The organism is Caballeronia sp. Sq4a (assembly GCF_023170545.1).
Taxonomy (GTDB): domain Bacteria; phylum Pseudomonadota; class Gammaproteobacteria; order Burkholderiales; family Burkholderiaceae; genus Caballeronia.
The window spans coordinates 860923-882449 of sequence record NZ_CP084250.1 but is presented as its reverse complement, the minus strand read 5'-3'; the positions used below and the strand labels follow the sequence as shown (position 1 = coordinate 882449).

The 21527-nt window shown below is 66.1% G+C and carries 17 protein-coding genes and 1 pseudogene; 9 read left to right on the top strand and 9 right to left on the bottom strand.

Annotated features, from left to right (window positions below):
- Window positions 1–16: 16 nt before the first annotated feature.
- Window positions 17–559 (top strand): Rhs element Vgr protein, encoded by a 543-nt coding sequence (locus LDZ24_RS04090; protein WP_248321718.1) that lies wholly within the window; start codon window positions 17–19, stop codon window positions 557–559.
- On the opposite strand, the gene LDZ24_RS04085 is transcribed toward LDZ24_RS04090, so the two are convergent.
- Window positions 556–2004, bottom strand: coding sequence for a PLP-dependent aminotransferase family protein (locus LDZ24_RS04085; RefSeq protein WP_248321716.1), 1449 nt, complete (start codon window positions 2002–2004; stop codon window positions 556–558). The genes LDZ24_RS04090 and LDZ24_RS04085 overlap by 4 nt on opposite strands.
- Window positions 2005–2190: 186 nt before the next feature.
- On the opposite strand from LDZ24_RS04085, the pseudogene LDZ24_RS04080 reads away from it, so the two are divergent.
- The 6 genes and pseudogenes from LDZ24_RS04080 to LDZ24_RS04055 all read left to right on the top strand — a co-directional run.
- A pseudogene (locus LDZ24_RS04080) lies at window positions 2191–2853 on the top strand (VOC family protein); the annotation flags it as partial.
- A gap of 190 nt (window positions 2854–3043) precedes the next feature.
- On the top strand, window positions 3044–3985 hold the full coding sequence (locus LDZ24_RS04075; RefSeq protein ID WP_248321713.1) for a DMT family transporter: 942 nt from the start codon (window positions 3044–3046) through the stop codon (window positions 3983–3985).
- Window positions 3986–4070: 85 nt separating this feature from the next.
- Window positions 4071–5267, top strand: a complete 1197-nt coding sequence (locus LDZ24_RS04070; protein WP_248321712.1) for a PLP-dependent aminotransferase family protein — start codon at window positions 4071–4073, stop codon at window positions 5265–5267.
- A gap of 49 nt (window positions 5268–5316) precedes the next feature.
- On the top strand, window positions 5317–5778 hold the full coding sequence (locus LDZ24_RS04065; RefSeq protein ID WP_248321711.1) for a RidA family protein: 462 nt from the start codon (window positions 5317–5319) through the stop codon (window positions 5776–5778).
- 80 nt (window positions 5779–5858) lie between these two features.
- Window positions 5859–6749 carry a PhzF family phenazine biosynthesis protein gene (locus LDZ24_RS04060; RefSeq protein WP_248321710.1) on the top strand — a complete coding sequence of 297 codons (891 nt, stop codon included), beginning with the start codon at window positions 5859–5861 and terminating at the stop codon, window positions 6747–6749.
- Between the two features lie 343 nt (window positions 6750–7092).
- Entirely contained in the window at window positions 7093–9531 is a 2439-nt protein-coding gene (locus tag LDZ24_RS04055) for an EAL domain-containing protein (RefSeq protein WP_248321708.1), read from the top strand.
- Window positions 9532–9553: 22 nt separating this feature from the next.
- On the opposite strand, the gene LDZ24_RS04050 is transcribed toward LDZ24_RS04055, so the two are convergent.
- The 5 genes from LDZ24_RS04050 to LDZ24_RS04030 all read right to left on the bottom strand — a co-directional run bounded on the left by LDZ24_RS04050 (window position 9554) and on the right by LDZ24_RS04030 (window position 17269).
- Entirely contained in the window at window positions 9554–10012 is a 459-nt protein-coding gene (locus LDZ24_RS04050) for a CopD family protein (protein ID WP_248321707.1), read from the bottom strand.
- Window positions 10013–10157: 145 nt separating this feature from the next.
- Window positions 10158–12479 (bottom strand): DNA topoisomerase IV subunit A, encoded by a 2322-nt coding sequence (gene parC / locus LDZ24_RS04045; RefSeq protein WP_206467834.1) that lies wholly within the window; start codon window positions 12477–12479, stop codon window positions 10158–10160.
- A 33-nt stretch (window positions 12480–12512) separates the two neighbouring features.
- The gene (locus tag LDZ24_RS04040) at window positions 12513–14492 is read right to left on the bottom strand and encodes a DNA topoisomerase IV subunit B (RefSeq protein WP_175939858.1); all 1980 of its coding nucleotides are present in this window, start codon (window positions 14490–14492) and stop codon (window positions 12513–12515) included.
- A gap of 310 nt (window positions 14493–14802) precedes the next feature.
- A complete protein-coding gene (locus LDZ24_RS04035) occupies window positions 14803–16737 on the bottom strand; it encodes an ATP-binding cassette domain-containing protein (protein ID WP_248322266.1) in 1935 nt (644 codons plus the stop codon).
- A gap of 130 nt (window positions 16738–16867) precedes the next feature.
- Window positions 16868–17269: a DUF4399 domain-containing protein gene (locus LDZ24_RS04030; RefSeq protein WP_248321706.1), complete on the bottom strand. Its 402-nt coding sequence runs from the start codon at window positions 17267–17269 to the stop codon at window positions 16868–16870.
- Between the two features lie 191 nt (window positions 17270–17460).
- Here LDZ24_RS04030 and LDZ24_RS04025 point away from each other — a divergent pair, with 191 nt between their 5' ends.
- Window positions 17461–17643 carry a rubredoxin gene (locus LDZ24_RS04025; protein WP_159835653.1) on the top strand — a complete coding sequence of 61 codons (183 nt, stop codon included), beginning with the start codon at window positions 17461–17463 and terminating at the stop codon, window positions 17641–17643.
- A 31-nt stretch (window positions 17644–17674) separates the two neighbouring features.
- On the opposite strand, the gene LDZ24_RS04020 is transcribed toward LDZ24_RS04025, so the two are convergent.
- From LDZ24_RS04020 to LDZ24_RS04010, 3 genes are all read right to left on the bottom strand, one after another.
- Complete coding sequence (locus LDZ24_RS04020; protein WP_248321705.1) at window positions 17675–18418, bottom strand: bifunctional 2-polyprenyl-6-hydroxyphenol methylase/3-demethylubiquinol 3-O-methyltransferase UbiG; 744 nt, start codon at window positions 18416–18418, stop codon at window positions 17675–17677.
- Window positions 18418–19221, bottom strand: coding sequence for a hypothetical protein (locus LDZ24_RS04015; RefSeq protein ID WP_248321703.1), 804 nt, complete (start codon window positions 19219–19221; stop codon window positions 18418–18420). Before LDZ24_RS04015 ends, LDZ24_RS04020 begins: the two co-directional genes overlap by 1 nt.
- Window positions 19222–19324: 103 nt before the next feature.
- Window positions 19325–20242 carry a LysR family transcriptional regulator gene (locus tag LDZ24_RS04010; protein WP_248321701.1) on the bottom strand — a complete coding sequence of 306 codons (918 nt, stop codon included), beginning with the start codon at window positions 20240–20242 and terminating at the stop codon, window positions 19325–19327.
- Between the two features lie 110 nt (window positions 20243–20352).
- Between LDZ24_RS04010 and LDZ24_RS04005 the strand changes: the two genes are divergently transcribed.
- The gene (locus tag LDZ24_RS04005; RefSeq protein WP_248321700.1) at window positions 20353–21516 is read left to right on the top strand and encodes an alpha/beta fold hydrolase; all 1164 of its coding nucleotides are present in this window, start codon (window positions 20353–20355) and stop codon (window positions 21514–21516) included.
- The last annotated feature ends 11 nt before the right edge of the window (window positions 21517–21527 follow it).

Sequence of the window (21527 nt, the reverse complement as noted above, 5' to 3'; positions counted from 1 at the left end):
AAGCTCGCCGAACGACATGCTCAAGCCCGCCCGCCGCTCCCGCCCGCTCACGTCCGGCGAGATCGCGCTGGCACGACTCGTCTTTCGCGATTCGATCGACTATTCGACGGTCCGCGTGCATGCGCGGGCGTATCTGCCCTTCGGCTTGCAACCGCCGCATACCGCAATGGCGCCGAACGGCAGCCTGTATTTCCCGCGCGCGTGCCATCGCGACGACTTCTCGGCGTGCGGCATCGGCGATCAGATGTGGTTCATCCACGAGATGACGCACGTCTGGCAGTTCCAGCTCGGCTATTGGGTGCGCCTGCGCGGCGCGATTCGCATCGGGCTCGGCTACGGGTATGCGCTCGGAGCGAACAAGCGCCTGCCCGACTACAACATGGAAGCGCAAGGCAATCTGCTCGCCGACTATTTCGCGCTGAAGTTCTGCGACGCGCCCGGCGCGCTCTACGAACACCGCTACCGGCACGCGCCGGATGCGCTCGCGCTTTACATAACCGTGCTCGCGGATTTCATCGACGCGCCGCTCTCACGACGCCATCTGCCGGGCGGCCGTTAGACCGAGCGCCGCGCGACCTTCTCCAGGTGGCCCGCGATCAGCGCGGGCAGCGCCGGATCGCCGCAATTGGCGACGTTGAAGCGCATCCATGTGGTCGGCGACTGCTGCGGCGAAAAGAGGCTGCCGGGCGTCATCAGAAAGCCGGCTTCGTGACCTGCCGCCGCCAGACCATCGGAATCGACGCCCGCGTCCGCCCACAGGAACATGCCCGCCTCGGGCGTCGTGAAGAGCCGCAGACCGGTGCTTTCCAGCATCCGCGCGGTCTTGTCGCGCACGGTATCGAGCCGCGTCCGCAGCCGCTCGACGTGGCGCCGGTAGTGGCCCTCGGTCAGAATCTTGTAGACGACGCGTTCGTTCAGCTCCGGGCTCGTCATGCCGACGAGCATCTTTTGATCGGCAAGCGCGTTGGCCACGTCCACCGACGCCGCGACGTAGCCCACGCGCAGGTTCGCGGCGAGCGTCTTCGAGAAGCTGCCGAGAAAAATCACGCGCTTCAGTTGATCGAGCGATGCGAGTCGCGTGGCGGCGAAGCCCGTCGGGCAAAGATCGCCGTAGACATCGTCCTCGACGACGATGAAGTCGTATTCCTGCGCGAGCTGAAGAATGCGGAACGCCTGCGCCGCCGTCAGCGACGTGCCGGTCGGATTGTGGAGCACCGAGTTCACGATGAGCATCTTCGGCCGCCACGTCGCGACGAGCGTCTCCAGCGCGTTCAGATCCGGACCTTCGGGCGTGTACGGCATGCCGACGAGCCGCGCGCCCTGCGACGCGAAGCGGCCGAACATCTGGAACCACGCGGGATCGCCGACGATCACCGCATCGCCCGGCTTCACGTAGATGCGCGCAATCAGGTCGATGGCCTGCGTGATGCCCGACGTCAGCACGATCTGCTGCTCGGATGCGCCGATCTCCAGCTCCGCGAGGCGCGTCTGCAACTGCTGTCGCAGCGGCAGAAAGCCCTGCGGCGTGCCGAGGCCGAGCATTTGCGCGCCGGCGAGACGGCTCATCGACCGCAGCGCGTTGGTGATGAGTTCGCCGTCGAGCCAGCGCGAAGGCAGGTAGCCCAGGCCCGGCCCCTTCTCGGGACTCGCCGTGTGCAGCATGTTGCGCAAGAGCCAGACGACGTCGATGGTGCTCTGCACCGGCTCCCGTTGCGACGCGGCGAGCGCGCCCGGCGCAGACGGCGTGACGCGATCGCGCACGTAGAAGCCCGAGCCGCGCCGCGAATCGAGATAGCCGTGCGCGACGAGCCGCTCGTACGCTTCGACCACGGTGAACCGCGACACGCCCTTGTCGATCGCGAGCTTGCGGATGGACGGCATGCGCATGCCGGGCCGGAACACGCGCTCGTCGATGCGGCGTCGGCCCCACTGCACGAGCTGGTCGACGAGCGTGAGTTGCTGCGCGTCGTGCGGCGCGGGAATCTGGTCGAGCGGAACGGACATGCGGACCTCGGCGGACGGATCGGCACAGGATCGGCGAAAACTGTACCGAATGGGATCAGGCCGATTGTACCGTTACTGTTCTGGTGATTACCGCTACATTTTCCTTTCCGGCGACCGGTACGGACGCCCGACAGGCCAGAATCAGCGGTTATGCTATCGGCCCCCGATTACCGCCTCACGCCAGCCATGACCGCTCATCCGCTGAAACTCGACCATCTCGTGATCGCCGCGCGCACGCTCGAAGAAGGCGCGCGGTTCGTCGCCGCGAAGTTCGGCGTGGAGACGGCGCCGGGCGGCGCGCACGCGCAGATGGGCACGCATAACCGGCTTTTGAATCTGTGGGGCGGCGCGTATCTCGAAGTGATCGCCGTCGATCCGGGCGCGCCGGCACGCGAAACGCCGCGGGCACGCCTATTCGCGCTCGACGATCGGGCGATGCAGGCACGCATCGCCGACGGTCCGCAGTTGGTGCACTGGGTCGCGCGCGTCGAGCGTCCGAAGTCGCTGGCGCGCTGGCGCGAGCAGTATCCGCAACGCATCGCGCCCGTCGTCGCGATGTCGCGCGGCGGCAATACGTGGGGCCTCACCGTTCCCCACGACGGCGCGTTCCCCGCGTGGCAAGGCGCCGGCGACGGCGTGCTGCCCTCGCTGATTCAGTGGGACACGCCGCGCCATCCGAGCGGCGCGCTGCCGGAGACCGGCATCCTGCTGCGCTCGCTGACGGGCTATCACCTGAACGCGGGGGCAGTCGCGGAACAGCTCGCGTGGCTCGGCGCGGCGCATCTGATGCGCGTCGAAGCGACAGCGGGCGCGCCCGCGCTCGTCGCGGAATTCGAGTTGCCGGACGGCTCCGTCGTGGCGCTCGGCGAAACCGCCGAATCGTCGGATGCGGCCCGGCGCGCGCAGGAAGAAGCGCAGCAAGCGTCGAACAAGCGCCGCCGCGCGAAGACCCGCAAAGCAGACGAAGACGCGCCGCAGCCGGAACTCCCGCTTTCACCCGAAATACCCGACTGACGCATAAGAAAGGAGACGCCCCACGATGAGAACCCGCGAAACCGAAGGCATGCTGCTCGGCCTGGTCGGCGTCGTCATCTTCAGCCTGACGCTGCCGATGACGCGCATCGTGGTGCAGGAAGTGCATCCACTCCTGAACGGCCTCGGGCGCGCGCTCGTCGCGGCGATTCCGGCGGCGCTGCTGCTCGCGTGGCGGCGCGAGAAACGCCCGACCTGGCCGCAGGTGAAGAGCCTCGGGGTCGTATCGCTGGGCGTGGTCATCGCGTTCCCGGTGTTTTCCGCCTGGGCGATGAAAACCGTGCCCGCGTCGCACGGCGCGGTGGTCAACGGCTTGCAGCCGCTCTGCGTCGCCATCTACGCGGCGTGGTTGTCGCACGAACGGCCGTCGAAGGCGTTCTGGGCGAGCGCCGTGGCGGGCAGCGCGATCGTCGTCGCGTTTGCGTTGCAGGCGGGCGGCGGCGGCCTGCAGGCGGGCGACCTCCTGATGCTCGTCGCGGTCGGCATCGGCGCGCTCGGTTACGCGGAAGGCGCGCGGCTCGCGCGTCAGATGGGCGGCTGGCAGGTCATCTGCTGGGCGCTCGTGCTGTCCGCGCCGTTCCTGCTGCTGCCGGTGGGCTGGCTCGCGTGGGCGCATCACGCCGCGCACCCGGAGCCGCTCGCGTTGCGCACGTGGCTCGCGTTCGGCTACGTTACGCTCTTTTCGCAATTCATCGGCTTCTTCGCGTGGTACGCGGGACTCGCGATGGGCGGCATCGCGCGCGTCGGACAGGTGCAACTGCTGCAGATCTTCTTCACGATGGCGTTTTCCGCGCTCTTCTTCGGCGAGCACGTGAGCGCATCGACGTGGCTCTACGCGGCCGCGGTGATCGTCACGGTGGTGATCGGCCGCAAGACAGCAGTGCGCGGTGCGCCGCTTGCGGCAAAGGGCGCGACGCCCGTCGCCGCTCACACCGGCCACGCAAAATAACCCACGCGGGCGATAATCGCAGTTTGCGCGTCTTTCTTGCCCACGCGAACGCAACAACCGAAACCCGAGACAACCGAGACATTTCATGAATCAAGCCGACCTCCGCGCCACGCCGTGGCAACTCTCCGAACGCGCCCGCAAGCTCACCAGTTCGGCGATTCGCGAAATTCTGAAGGTGACGGAGCGGCCCGAAGTCATTTCCTTTGCTGGCGGACTGCCCTCGCCGGCCACGTTTCCGGTCGAGCAAATGCGCGAAGCGTCGGAGCGCATTCTGCGCGATCAGCCGTCGGCGGCGTTGCAGTACAGCGCGACCGAAGGCTTCATGCCGCTGCGCGAATGGGTGGCCGCGCGCTATTCGGCGAACGGCGTGACCATCCGACCGACGCAGGTGCTCATCACGACCGGCTCGCAGCAGGCGCTCGACCTGCTCGGCAAGGTGCTGATCGATCCGGGCAGCCGCGTGCTCGTCGAAACGCCGACGTATCTCGGCGCGCTGCAATCGTTCTCGCTTTTCGAGCCGAACTACGTGCAGGTGCCGACCGACGAATCAGGCCTGATTCCCGAAGGTCTCGATGCCGCGCTCGTCGCGAATGCGCGTCTCTTGTACGCGCAGCCGAACTTCCAGAACCCGACCGGCCGCCGCCTGCCGCTCGCACGCCGCCGCGCGCTGGCGGCGTTCGCGCAGAAGGCCGCGTTCCCGGTGATCGAAGACGATCCGTACGGCGCGCTCGACTACGCCGGCGCGCCGCTGCCGACGCTGCTCTCCATGGCGCCGGATCACATCGTGCATCTGGGCTCGTTCTCGAAGGTGCTCGCGCCGGGCCTGCGCGTGGGCTACATCATCGCGCCCGAGGAACTGCACTTCAAGCTCGTGCAGTCGAAGCAGGCCACCGACCTGCATACCCCGAGCCTCACGCAGCGCATCGTGTACGAAGTCGTCAAGGACGGCTTTCTCGATACGCACGTGCCGACCATCCGCGCGCTGTACCGCGACCAGTGCGCCGCGATGCTCGCCGCGCTGGAACGCCACATGCCGGCGGGAGTCGAATGGAACCGGCCGGAAGGCGGCATGTTCGTGTGGGTGAAGCTGCCGAAGCACATCGATTCGATGAAGCTGCTGGAACAGTCCATCGCGCAGAACGTGGCGTTCGTGCCGGGCGGTCCGTTCTTCGCGAACCAGGCCGAACACAATACGATGCGCCTCTCGTTCGTCACGGTTCCGCCCGCGACGATCGACGAAGGCGTCGCGAAGCTGGGCGCGCTGATTCGCGCGAGCATCTGACGGGATTCACGGGCGCCCGGGCGCCCTTCACTCTTGAACAGGAGCAACGATGGCATCCAACGTGTACGACAAGCTGAAGGAACTCGGCATCGACCTGCCCAGCGCGGGCGCGCCGGCCGCCGCTTACGTGATGAGCGCGCAAAGCGGCAACACCGTCTATCTGTCGGGCCATATCGCGAAGAAGGACGGCAAGCCCTACGTCGGCAAGCTCGGCGACACGCTCACGACCGAAGAAGGCAAGGCCGCCGCGCGCAATGTCGCCATCGACCTGATCGCGACGCTGCACGCGCACACGGGCGATCTGTCCCGCGTGAAGCGCATCGTCAAGGTGATGAGCCTCGTGAACTCGACCTTCGATTTCACCGAGCAGCACATCGTGACGAACGGCGCGTCGGAACTCATCGCGGACGTGTTCGGCGATGCCGGCAAGCACGCGCGCTCGGCGTTCGGCGTCGCGCAGATTCCGCTCGGCGCGTGCGTCGAGATCGAGCTGATCGCCGAAGTCGGCTGATCGCGGCCGTTCTTGCGCAGTCCCGCAAACCCGGCCGCGCGAGCGCGCCGGGTTTTTTATCACCCTTCCACTTTCAAACCATGTCCGCCCGCACCGTGCGCTTCAGTCAGGTCGATGTCTTCACGTCCGTCGCGTTCAAAGGCAACCCGCTCGCGGTGGTCTTCGACGCCGACGATCTTTCCACCGAGCGCATGCAGGCCGTCGCGCGCTGGACCAATCTCTCCGAGACCGCGTTCCTTCTGCGGCCGACCGATCCGCGCGCCGATTATCGCGTGCGCATCTTCACGACGGCGACCGAGCTTCCGTTCGCAGGCCATCCGACGCTCGGGAGCGCGCACGCGCTGCGTTCGAGCGGCTATGTGCCGAAAGAACCGGGGACGCTCGTGCAGGAATGCGGCGTCGGGCTGGTGACGCTGCGGGAGCGCGATGACGGATGCTGGGCGTTCGCCGCGCCGCCCGCGCGCATGGTCGAGCTGAATGACGCGCAGCGCGAACGTCTCGCCGCCGCGCTCGCGCCCGCCGAGATCGACTTCAGCGCGCCGCCGTGCGCCGTCGACAACGGCGCGCCGTGGCTGATCGTGCGTCTGCGCGACGCTGCACAATGCCTCGCGATGTCGCTTCGCGGCGAGGCACGGCAGGCGCTGACGGCCCTCGTCGCGGAAGCCGGCACGCACGGGCTCGTGGTCTATGGCCCGCATGAGAACGGCGTGCCGGCGACCTTCGAGTTGCGCGCGCTCTTGCTCGGCGCGGAGAACGTCGAAGATCCGGTGACGGGCAGCGCCAACGCCGGGCTCGCCATGTTGCTGACGCGCCAGGGCAGGCGGCCGGGCGACGCCTATACGGTGCGCCAGGGCACGGCGCTCGATCGTGACGGCCGCGTGACCGTCATCTACGACGACCGCGCCGACGGCTCGCCGGTGTGGATCGGTGGCGACTCCGTGACGGTCGTCGAAGGGACAATCCGCTTGTGAAACAATGACCTGCGCGCGGCTAGCCGTAAACCCCGAGCGGCCATGCTTTTGCTTTCTTAATCGCTGCGGCTTCAGTACTATCCGAACATTCGCGGGCCGGAAGAAAGGCGCGGATTCGGTCCGCGCCGTGCCGCGAGGCCGCGAACGCAAACGAAAATGCAAGCGCCGACGCCCGCTTCGTCATCACGCAAACGGTTAAACGGTCGCCTTCAGGCGGCCAAAGCTCGTCTAGCGGTATATTGAACGGCTTTGGCCGAACGTCTCGAGACATGCATCGCCACTTTCACCACGCGCGCCTTGTCGCATGGCGCGCGCTTCGCGGCAGGGCCGCGCCGGGCACTCCATGAAGCGTACGCGCTCCCACGCGGCGAGCGATTCGCGCGTCAACGCCCCGTCGGCACGGCGGCGTCGCGCGCTGCTGGCGATCCCGGTGCTCGGCAGCCTGCTGCTGGTGCTGCTGTGGGCGGTGATCTTCGCGCGGCTTTCGGTGGAACGGGACGCCACCACGCACGAATCGATGGCCTCCGCCGCGATTCTCTCGTCCGCGCTGGAACAGCACACGATCAAGGCGATTCATCAGGTCGATCAGATCACGCGCTTCGTCAAATACGAGTACGAGAAAGCGCCCGACCACTTCAATCTGATCGCCACCGTCGAAAAAGGCGTCGTGCAGAGCGACACGCTCGTGCAGGTTTCGCTGATCGACGAGGACGGCATTCTGGTCGCGAATACGTCGGACCCGCATCCGAAGCCGATCGACCTGTCCGACCGCGAGCACTTCAAGGTCCATCTGCACGCGAACGACGATCTGCTCTACATCAGCCGCCCGGTGCGCGGACGCGTATCGAACCTGTGGACGCTCCAGATCACGCGACGTCTCAATCATCCCGACGGCTCGTTCGCGGGCGTGGTCGTCGTTTCCGAAGACCCGACCTACTTCACGAGCGACTTCTATAACGTCGCGTCCATCGGGCGCGAAGGCGTGATCGCCGTGGTGTCGGACAACGGCTCGGTGCTTGCGCGCAGCACGAGCGTCGCGCTCGGAGAGAATCCGGCCGGCAATGCGGCGTCAACAGCCGGCGCGCGCAAAACGGGTGGCGCGTCAGGCTCCGCGCGCGCCGCGTTCAGCGCGAGCGGCGTCTATCCGACTTCCGAACACGCGTCGGGCATCTACGTCGATCCCATCGACCATGTGAAGCGCATCGTCTCTTATCGGCATATCGACGGTTATCCGCTCGGCGTGCTCGTCGGTCTTTCGGAGCGCGAGGAGTTCGCGGACTACAACCACACGCGCAACGTCTATCTGCTGATGGCGAGCTTCATCTCCTTCGCGATGCTCGGCTTCTTCGCCGTCGCGACAGGCTTGATCGGCAAGCTGCTCGGACGCGAGCGCGAGATGACGCATCTCGTCGAATACGACCTGCTCACCGGACTGCGCAACCGTTATTCGACGCTGCGCGCGTTGCGGGCCGATGTCGCGCAGACGGACAACATCGGGCGGCTCGCGCTGCTCTTTATCGATCTCGACAACTTCAAGACGGTCAACGACACGCTCGGCCACAACGCGGGCGATATCGTGCTGCAAATGACCGCGTCGCGGCTCGCAGAAACGGTGGGCCACGGCGGGACGCTCGCGCGCATCGGCGGCGACGAGTTCGTCGTGATCGTCAAGGGCGATGAAGTCGAAAAGCGCGCGGTCGGACTCGCCAACGACATCGTGACCATGTTCGCGACGCCCTTCGACGTGCGCGGCAGCGCGTTCGTGCTGCACGCGAGCATCGGCATTGCGCTCTATTCGGTGTCGAACGAAAGCGAGATCGACTTGCTGAAGAAGGCCGACCTCGCGATGTACAGCGCGAAGGACGCGGGCAAGAACTGCTATCAGTTCTACTCGCCGCAACTCTCGCATCGCGCGGACCATCTGATGAAGTGGGAGCAGCAACTGCGCGTGGCGCTCGCCGAGCGCCAATTGTTCCTCGTCTATCAGCCGAAGATCGATCTGGCCCGCCGCTGCATTACCGGATTCGAGGCGCTCGTGCGATGGAACCATCCGCAGCACGGGCTGATTCCGGCGAACGAATTTATTCCGGTGGCGGAATCGACCGGGCTGATCGTCGCGGTCGGCGATTTCGTGATTCACACGGCCTGCGCGCAACTCGCGCAGTGGCAGCGCGACGGCTACACGGGCCTGTCGCTCGCCGTCAACATCTCGGCCGTGCAATTCTGGCGCGGCGACTTGCTCGAAACCGTCGCCCGCGCGATTGAAGCGTCCGGCATTCCGCCGGCCAAGCTCGAACTCGAAATCACCGAGACCGTGATGGTCGAGTATCCGGAACTGGTGCAGGAAAAAATCGTTGCGCTCAAGCGTCTGGGCGTGCGCATCGCGCTCGACGACTTCGGCACCGGCTATTCGTCGCTGTCGTACCTGAACCGCTTTTCGGTCGATACGCTCAAGGTGGACCGCTCGTTCATTCAGGCGATTCCGGAGGACCGCAGCGTCTGCGTAATGGTGTCCGCGATCATCCACCTCGCCCGCTCGCTCGGGCTGACCGTGGTGGTGGAAGGCACCGAGCGCGAGGAACAGATCACCTGGCTCGCGGCGCTCGGCCCGGTGGAAGCGCAAGGCTTCCTGTTCTCGCGGCCCGTTCCCGCCGACGGCGTGCAGGCGCTTCTGGACCGCTTCGGCGTATGCGGCTGGGCGCTCTCAAGCGGCGCGCTCGGGCTCGGCACGCTCGGCCAGGAGCCGTCGAACACCGCGTTGAGCGACGAGCGCGGCAGTTGATCGGTTGATCCGGTTGCTGCGGTTAGATGCCGCGCGATAGCACCGCAGTCCCGATCGTCACGACGCCGAGCACGAGATTGACGACGACGAGCCTGCGCACGGTGCCGACCGCCCGCGCGCCATCGGGCCAGTTCTGCGCCTGCACCGCGCGGCGGATGCGCGGAAACACGGCAAAGCGGATATGCCCGAAGATCAGCATCATCACGATGCCTAAGCCTGCCATCGCGTGAAGCGGCCATGCGGCATGCGCGCCGCCGTATTGCGCGAGCAGAAAGCCGCCCGTGATCAGGATCACGAGCACGGCGCCCGCGACCCAGTTGAAGAAGCGCGCGAATACGGCTTCCCAGAGCGGCAGGCGCAGTTGCGGCGCGAGGTCGCCGAGCGCGGGGCGCAGGCAGAAGTGCGCGAAGACCATGCCGCCTATCCATACGGCCACGCCGAGCAAGTGAAGAAAGAGCGCGGCTTCGATGGCATGAGTCATGGTTTTCGAGGGCAGAAGGTAAGTGAAGTTTGGCCGTTCGACTCAGGCGCGGCGCGTCAGTTCCTAAACATCGGGCGCGATGCCAAAAGAAAACGCCTCGCTGCGAGGTTCGCAGCGAGGCGCTTATCTATGCTTTGACGCAGAGTCAGCCTTCGAACACCGGCCGCATTTCGCTCACCTTCAGCGACGTATCCGGCGTGCGGCCCTTTCTCGCCCGCTTGCCGAGATGCTGTTGCAGTTGCGCGCCCGAGAGCTTCTCGTCGCGGATCTTGCCGCCGCGCCCCGCGCCGATCAGCACGACGCCGCGCGCGTCGATGGCGAGCGCCTGACGCAGCGTTTCGTTCGGATCGAGCGTCATCAGCGTGACACCGCGTCCGCCGCCCGAAAGCGTCTTCATCTCGTCCATGCCGAAGACGAGCAGTCGGCCCGCATTCGACAGGCACGCGACGTACAGCGCGCCCGGCAGCACCGGCATCGGCGCGAGCGGCAACGCGCCTTCGTCGATGGTCATGAACGACTTGCCCGCCTTGTTGCGGCTCACCATGTCGCCGAGCTTCGCGATAAAGCCGAAGCCGTTGCTCGACGCCAGCAGCAACGGCTGCTCCGCCGACGCCGCGAAGTAATGCAGCAGGTGCGTGCCCGATTCGAGTTCGATCAGCGACGTGACCGGCACGCCGTCGCCGCGACCGCCCGGCAGCGCGGCCACCGGCACGGAATACACGCGGCCGTTGCTGCCCCACGCGATGAGCGTGTCCGGCGTGCGCGCCTGGAACACGGCGTACAGCGAATCGCCGGCCTTGAACGTGAAGCCGGCCGGATCGAGCCCGTGGCCCTTCAGCGCGCGCACCCAGCCCTTCTGCGAGACGACGACCGTCACCGGCTCGTCGACGACGCGCACCTCGAACGTCGCGCGCTTTTCCTGCTGGATCAGGGTGCGGCGGTCGTCGCCATATTGCTTCGCGTCCGCTTCGATTTCCTTGATGAGCAGGCGCTTCATCGCGGCGTCGCTGTTCAGCAGTTCTTCGAGCTTCTTCTTCTCGTCGCGCAAGTCGGAGAGCTCCTGCTCGATCTTGATCGCTTCGAGCCGCGCGAGTTGCCGCAAACGGATTTCGAGAATGTCTTCGGCCTGACGATCGGAGAGATTGAAGCGCGCGATCAGCGCCTGCTTCGGCTCCTCGGCCTCGCGAATGATGCGAATGACTTCGTCGATATTCAGGAAGACGATCATCCGCCCTTCGAGAATATGGATGCGGTCGTTCACTTTGCCCAAGCGATGCTGCGTCCGGCGCGTGACGGTGACGAACCGGAAGCCGACCCACTCGTGCAGGATTTCGACGATGCCCTTCTGCCTCGGCCGGCCGTCCGCGCCGATCATCACGAGGTTGATCGCAGCGTTCGATTCCAGGCTCGTATGCGCGAGCAGCGTATTGACGAACTCCGTCTGGTCGATGCGGCTCGACTTCGGCTCGAACACGAGGCGCACGGGCGCGTCCTTGCCGGACTCGTCGCGCACGGTGTCGAGCAGCGCCAGCAGCGTCTGCTTGGTCTGCAACTGATCCGGCGTCAGCGTCTTCTTGCCGAGCTTGATCTTTGGGTTAGTCAGCTCCTCGATTTCTTCGAGCACCTTCTGACCCGACGTGTTCGGCGGCAGTTCGTTGATGACGAGCTGCCACTGGCCGCGCGCGAGGTCTTCGATCTTCCAGCGCGCGCGCACCTTCAGACTGCCGCGCCCGGTTTCGTAGGCCGCCGAGATTTCCGCTTGCGACGAGATGATCTGCCCGCCGCCGGGGAAGTCCGGCCCGTTGAGCTTCTCCATCACGCCTGCGTGCCCGATCTTCGGATCGCGAATCATCGCGACGGCGGCTTGCGCGACTTCGCGCAGATTGTGCGACGGCACTTCCGTCGCGAGACCGACCGCAATGCCCGACGCGCCGTTGAGCAGCAGGAACGGCAGGCGCGCGGGCAAGAGCTTCGGCTCCTCGAACGAGCCGTCGTAGTTCGGCATGAAGTCGACCGTGCCTTGGTCGATTTCATCGAGCAGCAGGCGCGCGATCGGCGTGAGGCGCGCTTCGGTGTATCGCATGGCCGCCGCGCCGTCGCCGTCGCGCGAGCCGAAGTTGCCCTGACCGTCGATGAGCGGATAGCGCATCGAGAAGTCCTGCGCGAGACGCACGAGCGCGTCGTACGCGGACTGATCGCCATGCGGGTGATACTTGCCGAGCACGTCGCCCACCACGCGCGCCGACTTCACCGGCTTCGCGGTGCTCGCGAGGCCCATCTCGTTCATCGCGTAGAGGATGCGGCGCTGCACGGGCTTCTGCCCGTCCGATACGTCGGGCAGCGCGCGGCCCTTGACCACGCTCACCGCGTAGTCGAGATACGCGCGTTCGGCGTAATCGCCGAGCGTCAGGTGTTCTCCGTCGGGCGCGGCTTGCTGTTCGGCGAAAAGATCGTCAGTGATTCCCATCGAATATCCGTTATGCGTTTTCCGAAGCCGGCATCAGATGTCCGCTTCCACTTCGTTGCCCTTCTCTTCGAGCCAGCTTCGGCGCGACGCCGCTTCGCCCTTGCCCATCAGCATGGTCATGCGCGAGACGGTGAGATCGAAGCCGAGATCACCCAGCCGGACGGGCAAGAGACGCCGCGTGTCGGGGTTCATCGTCGTGTCCCAGAGCTGTTCGGCACTCATTTCGCCGAGGCCCTTGAAGCGGCTGATGCTCCATTGCGTTTCGCGCACGCCGTCCTTGCGCAGCTTGTCGAGAATCGCTTCGAGTTCGCCTTCGTCGAGCGCGTAGAGCTTCTGCGCGGGCTTCTTGCCGCGCGCGGGCGCATCGACGCGAAAAAGCGGCGGACGCGCGACGCAGACGTGACCGCGTTCGATCAGTTGCGGGAAGTGCTTGAAGAAGAGCGTGAGCAGCAGCACCTGAATGTGCGCGCCGTCCACGTCCGCGTCCGACAGAATGCAGATCTTGCCGTAGCGCAGATTCGAGAGATCGATCTGATCGTCGGGACCGTGCGGATCGACGCCGATCGCCACTGCGATGTCATGCACTTCGTTGTTGGCAAAGAGCCGGTCGCGTTCGGTTTCCCACGTGTTCAGCACCTTGCCGCGCAACGGCAGAATGGCCTGGAACTCCTTGTCGCGGCCCATTTTCGCGGAGCCGCCCGCCGAATCGCCCTCGACGAGGAAAAGCTCGTTGCGCGTGATATCGGTCGATTCGCAGTCCGTGAGCTTGCCCGGCAGCACGGCCACGCCCGAGCTCTTGCGCTTCTCGACCTTCTGACCCGCGCGCGTGCGCGCCTGCGCCTGGCGAATGACGAGTTCGGCGAGCTTCCTGCCGTATTCGACATGCTGATTGAGCCACAACTCCAGCGCCGGCCGCGAGAACGACGACACGAGCTTCACGGCATCGCGGCTATTGAGACGCTCCTTGATTTGCCCCTGGAATTGCGGGTCGAGCACCTTCGCCGACAGCACGAAGGAGACGCGCGCGAACACGTCTTCGGCGAGCAGCTTCACGCCCTTCGGCTGAAGGTTGTGGATCTCGACGAAGTTCTTGACCGCCTGAAAGAGCCCGTCGCGCAAGCCGGATTCGTGCGTGCCGCCCGCGGGCGTCGGAATCAGGTTCACGTACGATTCGCGCAGCAGCGGCCCTTCCTCGCTCCACGCGACAACCCACGACGCGCCTTCGCCTTCCGCGAAGGTCTCTTCCGTCGTGCGCGAGTTGTCCGCGTAACGCTCGCCTTCGAAAAGCGGAATCAGCAGTTCGCTGCCGCCCATGCCTTCGAGCAGATAGCCGCGCAGACCGTCTTCGTACTTCCACGTCTGGCGCTCGCCGGTCTTCTCGATGACGAGCACCACTTCGACGCCCGGCAGCAGCACGGCTTTCGAGCGCAACAGGCGCTGCAACTCGCCGAGCGGCAGATTCGGCGAATCGAAATACTTCGCGTTCGGCCAGGCGCGCACGCGCGTGCCGCTCTTCTTCTCGCCGCGTTCGGGCGAACGCGTCGTGAGCGGCTCGATGACGTCGCCATTGGCGAACGCCAGATGCGCGACCTTGTTGTCGCGCCAGACCGTGACTTCGAGGCGCGTGGCGAGCGCGTTCGTGACCGACACGCCGACGCCGTGCAGGCCGCCCGAGAACGTGTACGCGCCGCCCGCGGCCTTGTCGAACTTGCCGCCCGCATGCAGCCGCGTGAACACGATCTCGACGACCGGCACGCCTTCCTCGGGATGCAGGCCGAACGGAATGCCGCGGCCGTCGTCTTCCACCGAGACGGAGTTGTCCGCATGGACCGTCACGGTGATCTGCTTGCCGTAGCCGCCGAGGGCTTCGTCCGACGCGTTGTCGATCACTTCCTGCACGATATGCAGCGGATTTTCGGTGCGCGTGTACATGCCGGGCCGTTGCTTGACCGGCTCGAGGCCCTTCAGGACCTTGATCGATGCTTCGCTGTAGCCCGCCGCCTTCGCGCTCATCGCGCGCGGCCTGGCGCCCTCGGCGCGCTGTGGAGTGGCTGCTTGGGCCACACTGGATTTTTTCGTGGACATAGTTGAACGTTGATCCGGCTTGCGACCCCGCGCGGGAATGGTCACCGCACGACGCCGCGATGCCGGCAAATGCTTTATCGAATGCTCAAGATTGCCTCACCGGATAGGCGTCGCGAAGGCCTTCGCCCCGTCCGCCCGTCCGGCCGCGCTAGGAGAATAGCGGTTTTCGCCCGCCGCGCCCACCTCGGGCGCGCTAAAGCGAGCGCCGAATGGCGAATCGCGCCGCCCAGCCCCCAGCCTATCCGCGCTTCGCTTCGAGTTCTTCCCAGCGTTCCAGCGCGACGAGCAATTCCTCTTCGATGGCCGCGTGGCGCTCGGACAGGCGCGCGCCTTCTTTCGCGTCCGTGGCGAAAATGGAGCCGTCTTCGAGCTGTGCGCCGATGCGTTTCTGCTCGTCTTCCAGTTCCGCGATGCGCGCGGGCAGCGCTTCGAGTTCGCGCTGTTCCTTGAACGAGAGCTTGACCGTGCGCTGCGCGTTGCGGCCCGCCGCGCTTTCCTTCGGCGCGTCTTCCCTGGGCGCTTCCTTCGCGCTTTGCCGCGCGGCTTCCTCGGCGATGCGGTCCGAACGTTCGCGCTGAACCTGCCAGTCCGAGAAGCCGCCGACATACTCGCGCCACTTGCCGCCGCCTTCGGCCGCGAACACGGACGTCACCACGTTGTCGAGAAACGCGCGGTCGTGGCTCACGAGCAGCACCGTGCCGTCGTAGTCCGCGAGCAGTTCTTCGAGCAGTTCGAGCGTGGGAATATCGAGGTCGTTGGTCGGTTCGTCGAGCACGAGCACGTTCGCCGGACGCGCGAAAAGGCGCGCGAGCAACAGGCGATTGCGCTCGCCGCCCGAGAGCGACCGCACGGGCGAACGCGCGCGCTCGGGCGCGAACAGGAAGTCACCGAGATAGCTCATCACGTGCTTCTTCACGCCGTTCACTTCGACCCATTCGCTGCCGGGACTGATGGTGTCCGCGAGCGATTTGTCGAGATCGAGCTGCGCGCGCATCTGATCGAAATACGCGGTCTGAATGTTGGTGCCGGTGCGCACGCGGCCTGCGTCGGGCTGCAACTCGCCGAGAATCAGCTTGAGCAGCGTGGTCTTGCCCGCGCCGTTCGGCCCGACGAGACCGATCTTGTCGCCGCGCATGACCGTGGCCGTGAAACTATCGACGATGGTGCGCGCGCCATAACGCTTCGTCACGTCCGTCAGTTCCGCGACGATCTTGCCGGACTTCTCGCCCTGCCCGACGTCGAGCTTCACGTTGCCCTGCACGTTGCGCCGTTCGGCGCGTTCCTTGCGCATTTCGACGAGCCGCGCAATGCGCCCGACGCTGCGCGTGCGCCGCGCCTCCACGCCCTTGCGAATCCACACTTCTTCCTGCGCGAGCAGCTTGTCGAACTTGGCCTGCTCTACTTGCTCGACTTCGAGCTGCTGCGCCTTGCGAATCTGATACGCGCTGAAGTTGCCCGGATACGACAGCAAGCGCCCGCGATCCAGTTCGACGATGCGCGTGGCCACGCGATCCAGAAACGCGCGGTCGTGCGTGATGAAGAGCAAGCCCGTGCGCAGCGTGACGAGCAGTTCTTCGAGCCAGCGAATGCCTTCGAAGTCCAGATGGTTGGTCGGCTCGTCCAGCAGCAACACGTCCGGCTGCACGACGAGCGCCCGCGCCAGCGCGACGCGCTTTCTCATGCCGCCGGACAGCGCACCCGCGCGGGCCTCGCCGTCGAGCCCGATTTGCGCGAGCGTCGTCGCGACGCGCGTGCGCCAGTTCCAGGCATCGCGCGTATCGAGCGCCGATTGCAGCGTGTTCATGCGCGCGAGCAACGCGTCGTGCTCCGCGCCCTCGGGCGTGTCCGCGAGCCGGTGCGCGACGGCATCGTATTCGTCGAGCAGCGTGCGCGCATCGACGAGGCCGGAGGCGACGACATCGAACACGGATGCGTCGAGATCGAACTCGGGCTCCTGCGGCACATAGACGGTCGTGAGTTCGCTCTGGCGCGTGACGAGACCGTCGTCGGGCGCGGCGAGCCCCGCGACGATCTTGAGCAGCGACGACTTGCCCGCGCCGTTGCGGCCGATCAGCCCGACACGTTCGCCCGCTTCGAGCGAGAAGTCGGCGTGATCCAGCAACGCGACGTGGCCGAACGCGAGTTGTGCGTCCGTGATGGAATAAAGCGACATGGGGATGAATGCGAACGAAGGCGATACCGAGGAAGCGGTCATTGTACCGATGTTCCCTCGCGCCGAAGGTCGCATCAGCCGAATGGACAAGGGCGCGCGGGCCGTAGCGCGCGCCCGTGTGCCATCACGCCTACTTGACGTGGACCTTGATCGTCTGCGCCATCTCGGGCCCGTACGAGCGATGTGCGCCGTCGCCGAGCTGCATCGTCAGCGTGTGGTCGCCGGGCGGCAGCTTCACGTCGGCTTCGGTCTGCGCCTTGCCGTAATGCAGCGACGTCTCGCTCGCCGGGATCACGGTTCCCTTGGGCAGCGGACCGCTGTCGATCAGCAGATGATGATGCCCCGCGCCTTCCGTCATCGTGCCGGCCGGCGCGAGCGTCATGCCCTCGACGCCGAACTTCACGTGGACGGGACTCGTGACGGTCGCGCCGTCTTTCGGCTCGATGAAGTACACGCGCGACTGCGCGTGCGCGTGGCCCGCGAAGGCCGCCGCGACGACGATGGCGCCGGCAAATACGGTCTTGTTCAGCATGATCTTCTCCTTATTGGTGGAGCGAGCGTCGCTCCGGAAAGCAACGGCGCCCCAGCATACACCTGCCTTACGGCCAACCGCATCCGACGCGCGTTTTTTGCGACGGCGCTTCGGGTAAGATGCCGGCTCGCCGTTTCCCGAGCCCTTCGCTGGGCTTGCGCGGCCCTTTCCATTTGAATCAAGAGTCTGTCGTGAGCGAAGTCATCGAATACAAAAGCTGGGTATGCCTGATTTGCGGCTGGGTCTACAACGAGCAGGACGGCCTGCCGGGTCAAGGCATCGCGCCAGGCACGCGGTTCGCCGATATTCCCGCTAGCTGGCGCTGCCCGGAATGCGACGTCGGCAAGGAAGATTTCGTCGTCGTCGAGTTCTGACGCAACACGGCGCCGCGCTTGCGGCGCTCTTTCAGCGCGCCACCGCGATCAACTCGCGGCTCGTCTCGTCCACCGGCGCGCGGTTCCAGTCCCCATACCAGTCGATGTGAGCGAAGCCCGCGCGGTTGAGCAATTGCGCGAGCTCGTCGCGGCTGCGAAAGCGCAGTTCGCTTTCGGCGCGCAGGGTCTCGGTCTCCCCCTCGAAGCGCGCGTGAGTCGTGAACGCGACGCGGCCGGTGCCGAGCGGATCGGCTTTCGCGTGCCGCTCTTGCCACACGTCGACGGCACGTCCATCGGCGCTTTGCACGCGACGCAGCGAGCGTTCCGCCGTCCAGTTCTCCCAAGCCCGCGCCGCCGGATTGCGGCTCTCGAACGCGATGCGCCCGCCAGGGCGCAACGCGCGTCGCGCGGCGACAAGCGTCGCGAGGAACGATGCATCGTCGAGAAACACTTGCGCGACGTGGCCGGTCATCACGAGCAGGTCGGCCGCGCCGACGAACGGCAGCGCGGACGCATCGCCCTCGATCCACGTCACGCGGTCGCCGGACGGACGGCCGCGCGCGACCTTGAGCATCTGCGGCGACGGATCGATGCCCGTCACGCGATAGCCGCGCCCGGCAAGCTCGCAGGCAAGCAGACCGGTGCCGCATCCGAGGTCGATCACATGCGCCGCCGACTCGGCGAGCGCCACGTAGAACGCCGTGTCGGCAGCGGCGGGATTGAGCGCGTCGTAGAGCGCGACGAGGCGCGGGTCGTCATAGAGGTTCGTCGGCATCAGCGGGTTTGGTAGGCGAGCGCTTCGCGCATCGGCTGGCTGTGGACCATGATCGGGCCGGTGAACGGCGTATCGAGATCGAGAATGACGAGCACAGCCGACGCGATGGAAAGCGCGCCGAGCATGATCGTCACGAGAGACAGCGCGTTGCGCGGGGCGATCAGCCCGAAGCACAGAAAGATGATGAGCAGCCAGCCGACGAGAATGCGGTCAAACGGATACGAAATGGTGCCGTGCGCTTCCTCGATCAGCTTCCAGCGCAGCGCGATGAGCTGCTCGAAGCGCGTGGCGGTGTTGTCGGCGAGCGTGCGGTGGTACGCGTCCGCGGGCTGAAGCAGCCGGACCTGACGCTGCCCGCGATCGAGCAGTTCGCCCAGCGCGCGACTTTCGAGCTTGCCGCTTGCGTGCGGCGACGGTTCCACTTGCGGATAGTAATCGCCCGGCGGATGCGGCTCGGCCGGCCATGTGCTCGCAATCGCCGCCGCCGTGTAGCTGCGCAGCACGGTGCGCGTTTCGTCGAGGTCCGCGCCGTAGTCGCGCATCGCCCGGTCGAGTTCGATGATCGCGGCGGCGTAGGCGCGCACGTCGTTATCGGTGGTATCGAACACGGTTTTCGCGGATGCCGTCAGCAAGCCCAGCACGAGCGCCGCGAACGTCACCAGCATGCCGACGAGGAGTTGCACGAGCTGCACCGTTTCCTGCGCCTTGTGCTCCTCCGGCAACAGCGGCCGAATGATCGCGCCGATGCCGGTACTCGCGAGCAGCAGAAAGAACACGAGCAGCGCGGATTCGATTTCCGTCATGAGCGCATGGGCCGCGAGCGAGGATGAGTGTGCTCGCATTATCCGGTGGAAACGGCTCGCGGTCCAATGCGGGCGGCGGCTGAGGCCGACGACTAGCGCCTTGTCATGGCCGCGTTCCCGTGTCCCACGGCGGTTCTTCGCCGAACGCGTCCACGAGGTACTCCACGAATCGGCGCACCTTGAGCGGGATGCGCCGCGCGCCCGGATAGACCGCCTGAACCAGCAGTTCGGTCGCGCGGTAGTCGGGCAGCAGCGCGACGAGTTCGCCGCGCCGCACGTGCTCTCCGAAGACGAAGCTCGGGCCGTACGCGATTCCGGCTCCGGCGAGCGCGGCGGAAAGCAGCATCTGCGTGTTGTTCGCCGAAATGCGCGAAGGTCCGTCGATGACGTATGCGCGGTTGTCCGCATCGAACAAGGTCCAGTCGCCCGCCGAAACGGCTTCGCTGAACACGAGCCTCGGCGCGCCCAGCAGATCGTCGGGCGTGCGCGGCGCGCCTTGCCGCTCGATGTACTCCGGCGACGCGCACACGACCATGCGGCATGGCGCGATGCGGCGCGTCACGAGCGCCGGATCATCCAGACGACCGATGCGGATCGCGACGTCTATGCCGGCGTCGAGCAGGTCCACATACCGGTCGCCGAGGTCCACTTCCACATTCACTTGCGGATGGTCGCGGACATATCGCGCGATGACATCACCGAGATGCATCGCGCCGAACGTGACGGGCGCCTCGACGCGCAGCACCCCGCGCACCGTGGCCTGAGAATCGCTCACTTCGCGGTTCGCTTCGGCGAAGGCCTCCAGAATCTGCTTGCTGCGCTCGTAATAGGTCTGGCCCGCATCGGTCAGGCTGAGACGCCGGGTCGTGCGCTGAAGCAGGCGCGCATTCAGCCTTGCCTCGATCTCGGACACATGTTTGCCCGCCATCGCAGGCGACAATCCGAAACGACGCGCCGCCGCAGCCAGACTTCCTGCCTCCACCGCGGCGACGAACACGCCAAGACTGGTCAGTCGGTCCATGACTCCCCCGATTCGATCGCCGCATTATCGACTGCCGCCACTGATCGGGCAATTATCGGCGCGCAAGCGCACGCCTACGATTCCCGCATGTCACGAACGGAGGCGAGAAGATGAATATCGAAACGAACGGCACGCGGATTCACGTCACAGAGCGCGGCAGCGGGGATATGGCGCTCGTGTTCCTGCACTATTACGGCGGCTCGTCGCGGACATGGGACGGCGTTGCGGACGAACTAGCTGACCGTTATCGCATCGTTGCCACCGATCATCGCGGATGGGGCGATTCCGACGCCCCCGCGAGTGGCTACGGCATCGTCGATCTGGCCGCCGATGCCGAAGGCGTGATCGACGCGCTCGGCTTGCGGCGCTACGTGCTCGTCGGTCATTCCATGGGCGGCAAGGTCGCGCAACTGATCGCATCACGGCGGCCGAAGGGACTTCAAGGGCTCGTGCTCGTTGCTCCGTCGCCGCCCTCGCCCATGCGCCTCCCGGAGCAGGAACGCGCGACCTTGTCGGGCGCCTACGCATCGCGCGAATCGGTCGAATTCGTCATCGACCACGTGCTGACCGGAAGACCGCTCGACGCGGCCCGTCGCGAACGAGTCATCGACGACAGCCTCAAGGGCGCGCCGCAAGCGAAAGCCGCGTGGCCCGAAATCGGCATGAGCGAGGATCTGACGGCCGCGGTGGCGTCGATCGACGTGCCTACCGTCGTCATCTCCGGAGAACTGGACCGGGTCGATCGCATCGACACGTTGCAGAACGAGCTTCTGCCGCGCATCCCGCATGCGGCGATGGTCGTGCTGCCCGGCGTCGGACATCTTTCGCCGCTGGAAGCGCCGAACGACATCGCACGCGTCATCGCGCGCTTTGTCGGCGAGATCGAGAGCGGATCCGCGGGCTGTCGTGCGCCGGAGGACGTGCCGCTGGCCTTCGATGCAGCGATGAATGCCGGCGATCTCGACGGACTCCTGCGCCTCTTTCGCAACGATGCCACGATGCGTCTGACGAACGGCGTCGAAATCAGCGCGCGCCCGGATGAACTGCGCCGCGCGATGGCGCAACTGCTGGCCGCGAAGCCGCGCATTCGCAATACGGTGCGCCGCGTGGTGTCGAGCGGAAACATCGCGCTGGTTCTGGCGGACTGGACGCTGACTGTTACCCTACCTGACGGGCAGCCGCATGTCGAAGCGGGCTGCGCCACGCAGGTCATGGAGAAAGGACCGGACGATGCCTGGCGGCTGAGAATCTCGAATCCGCTGGGACTGGATTGAGATGAGAGTCG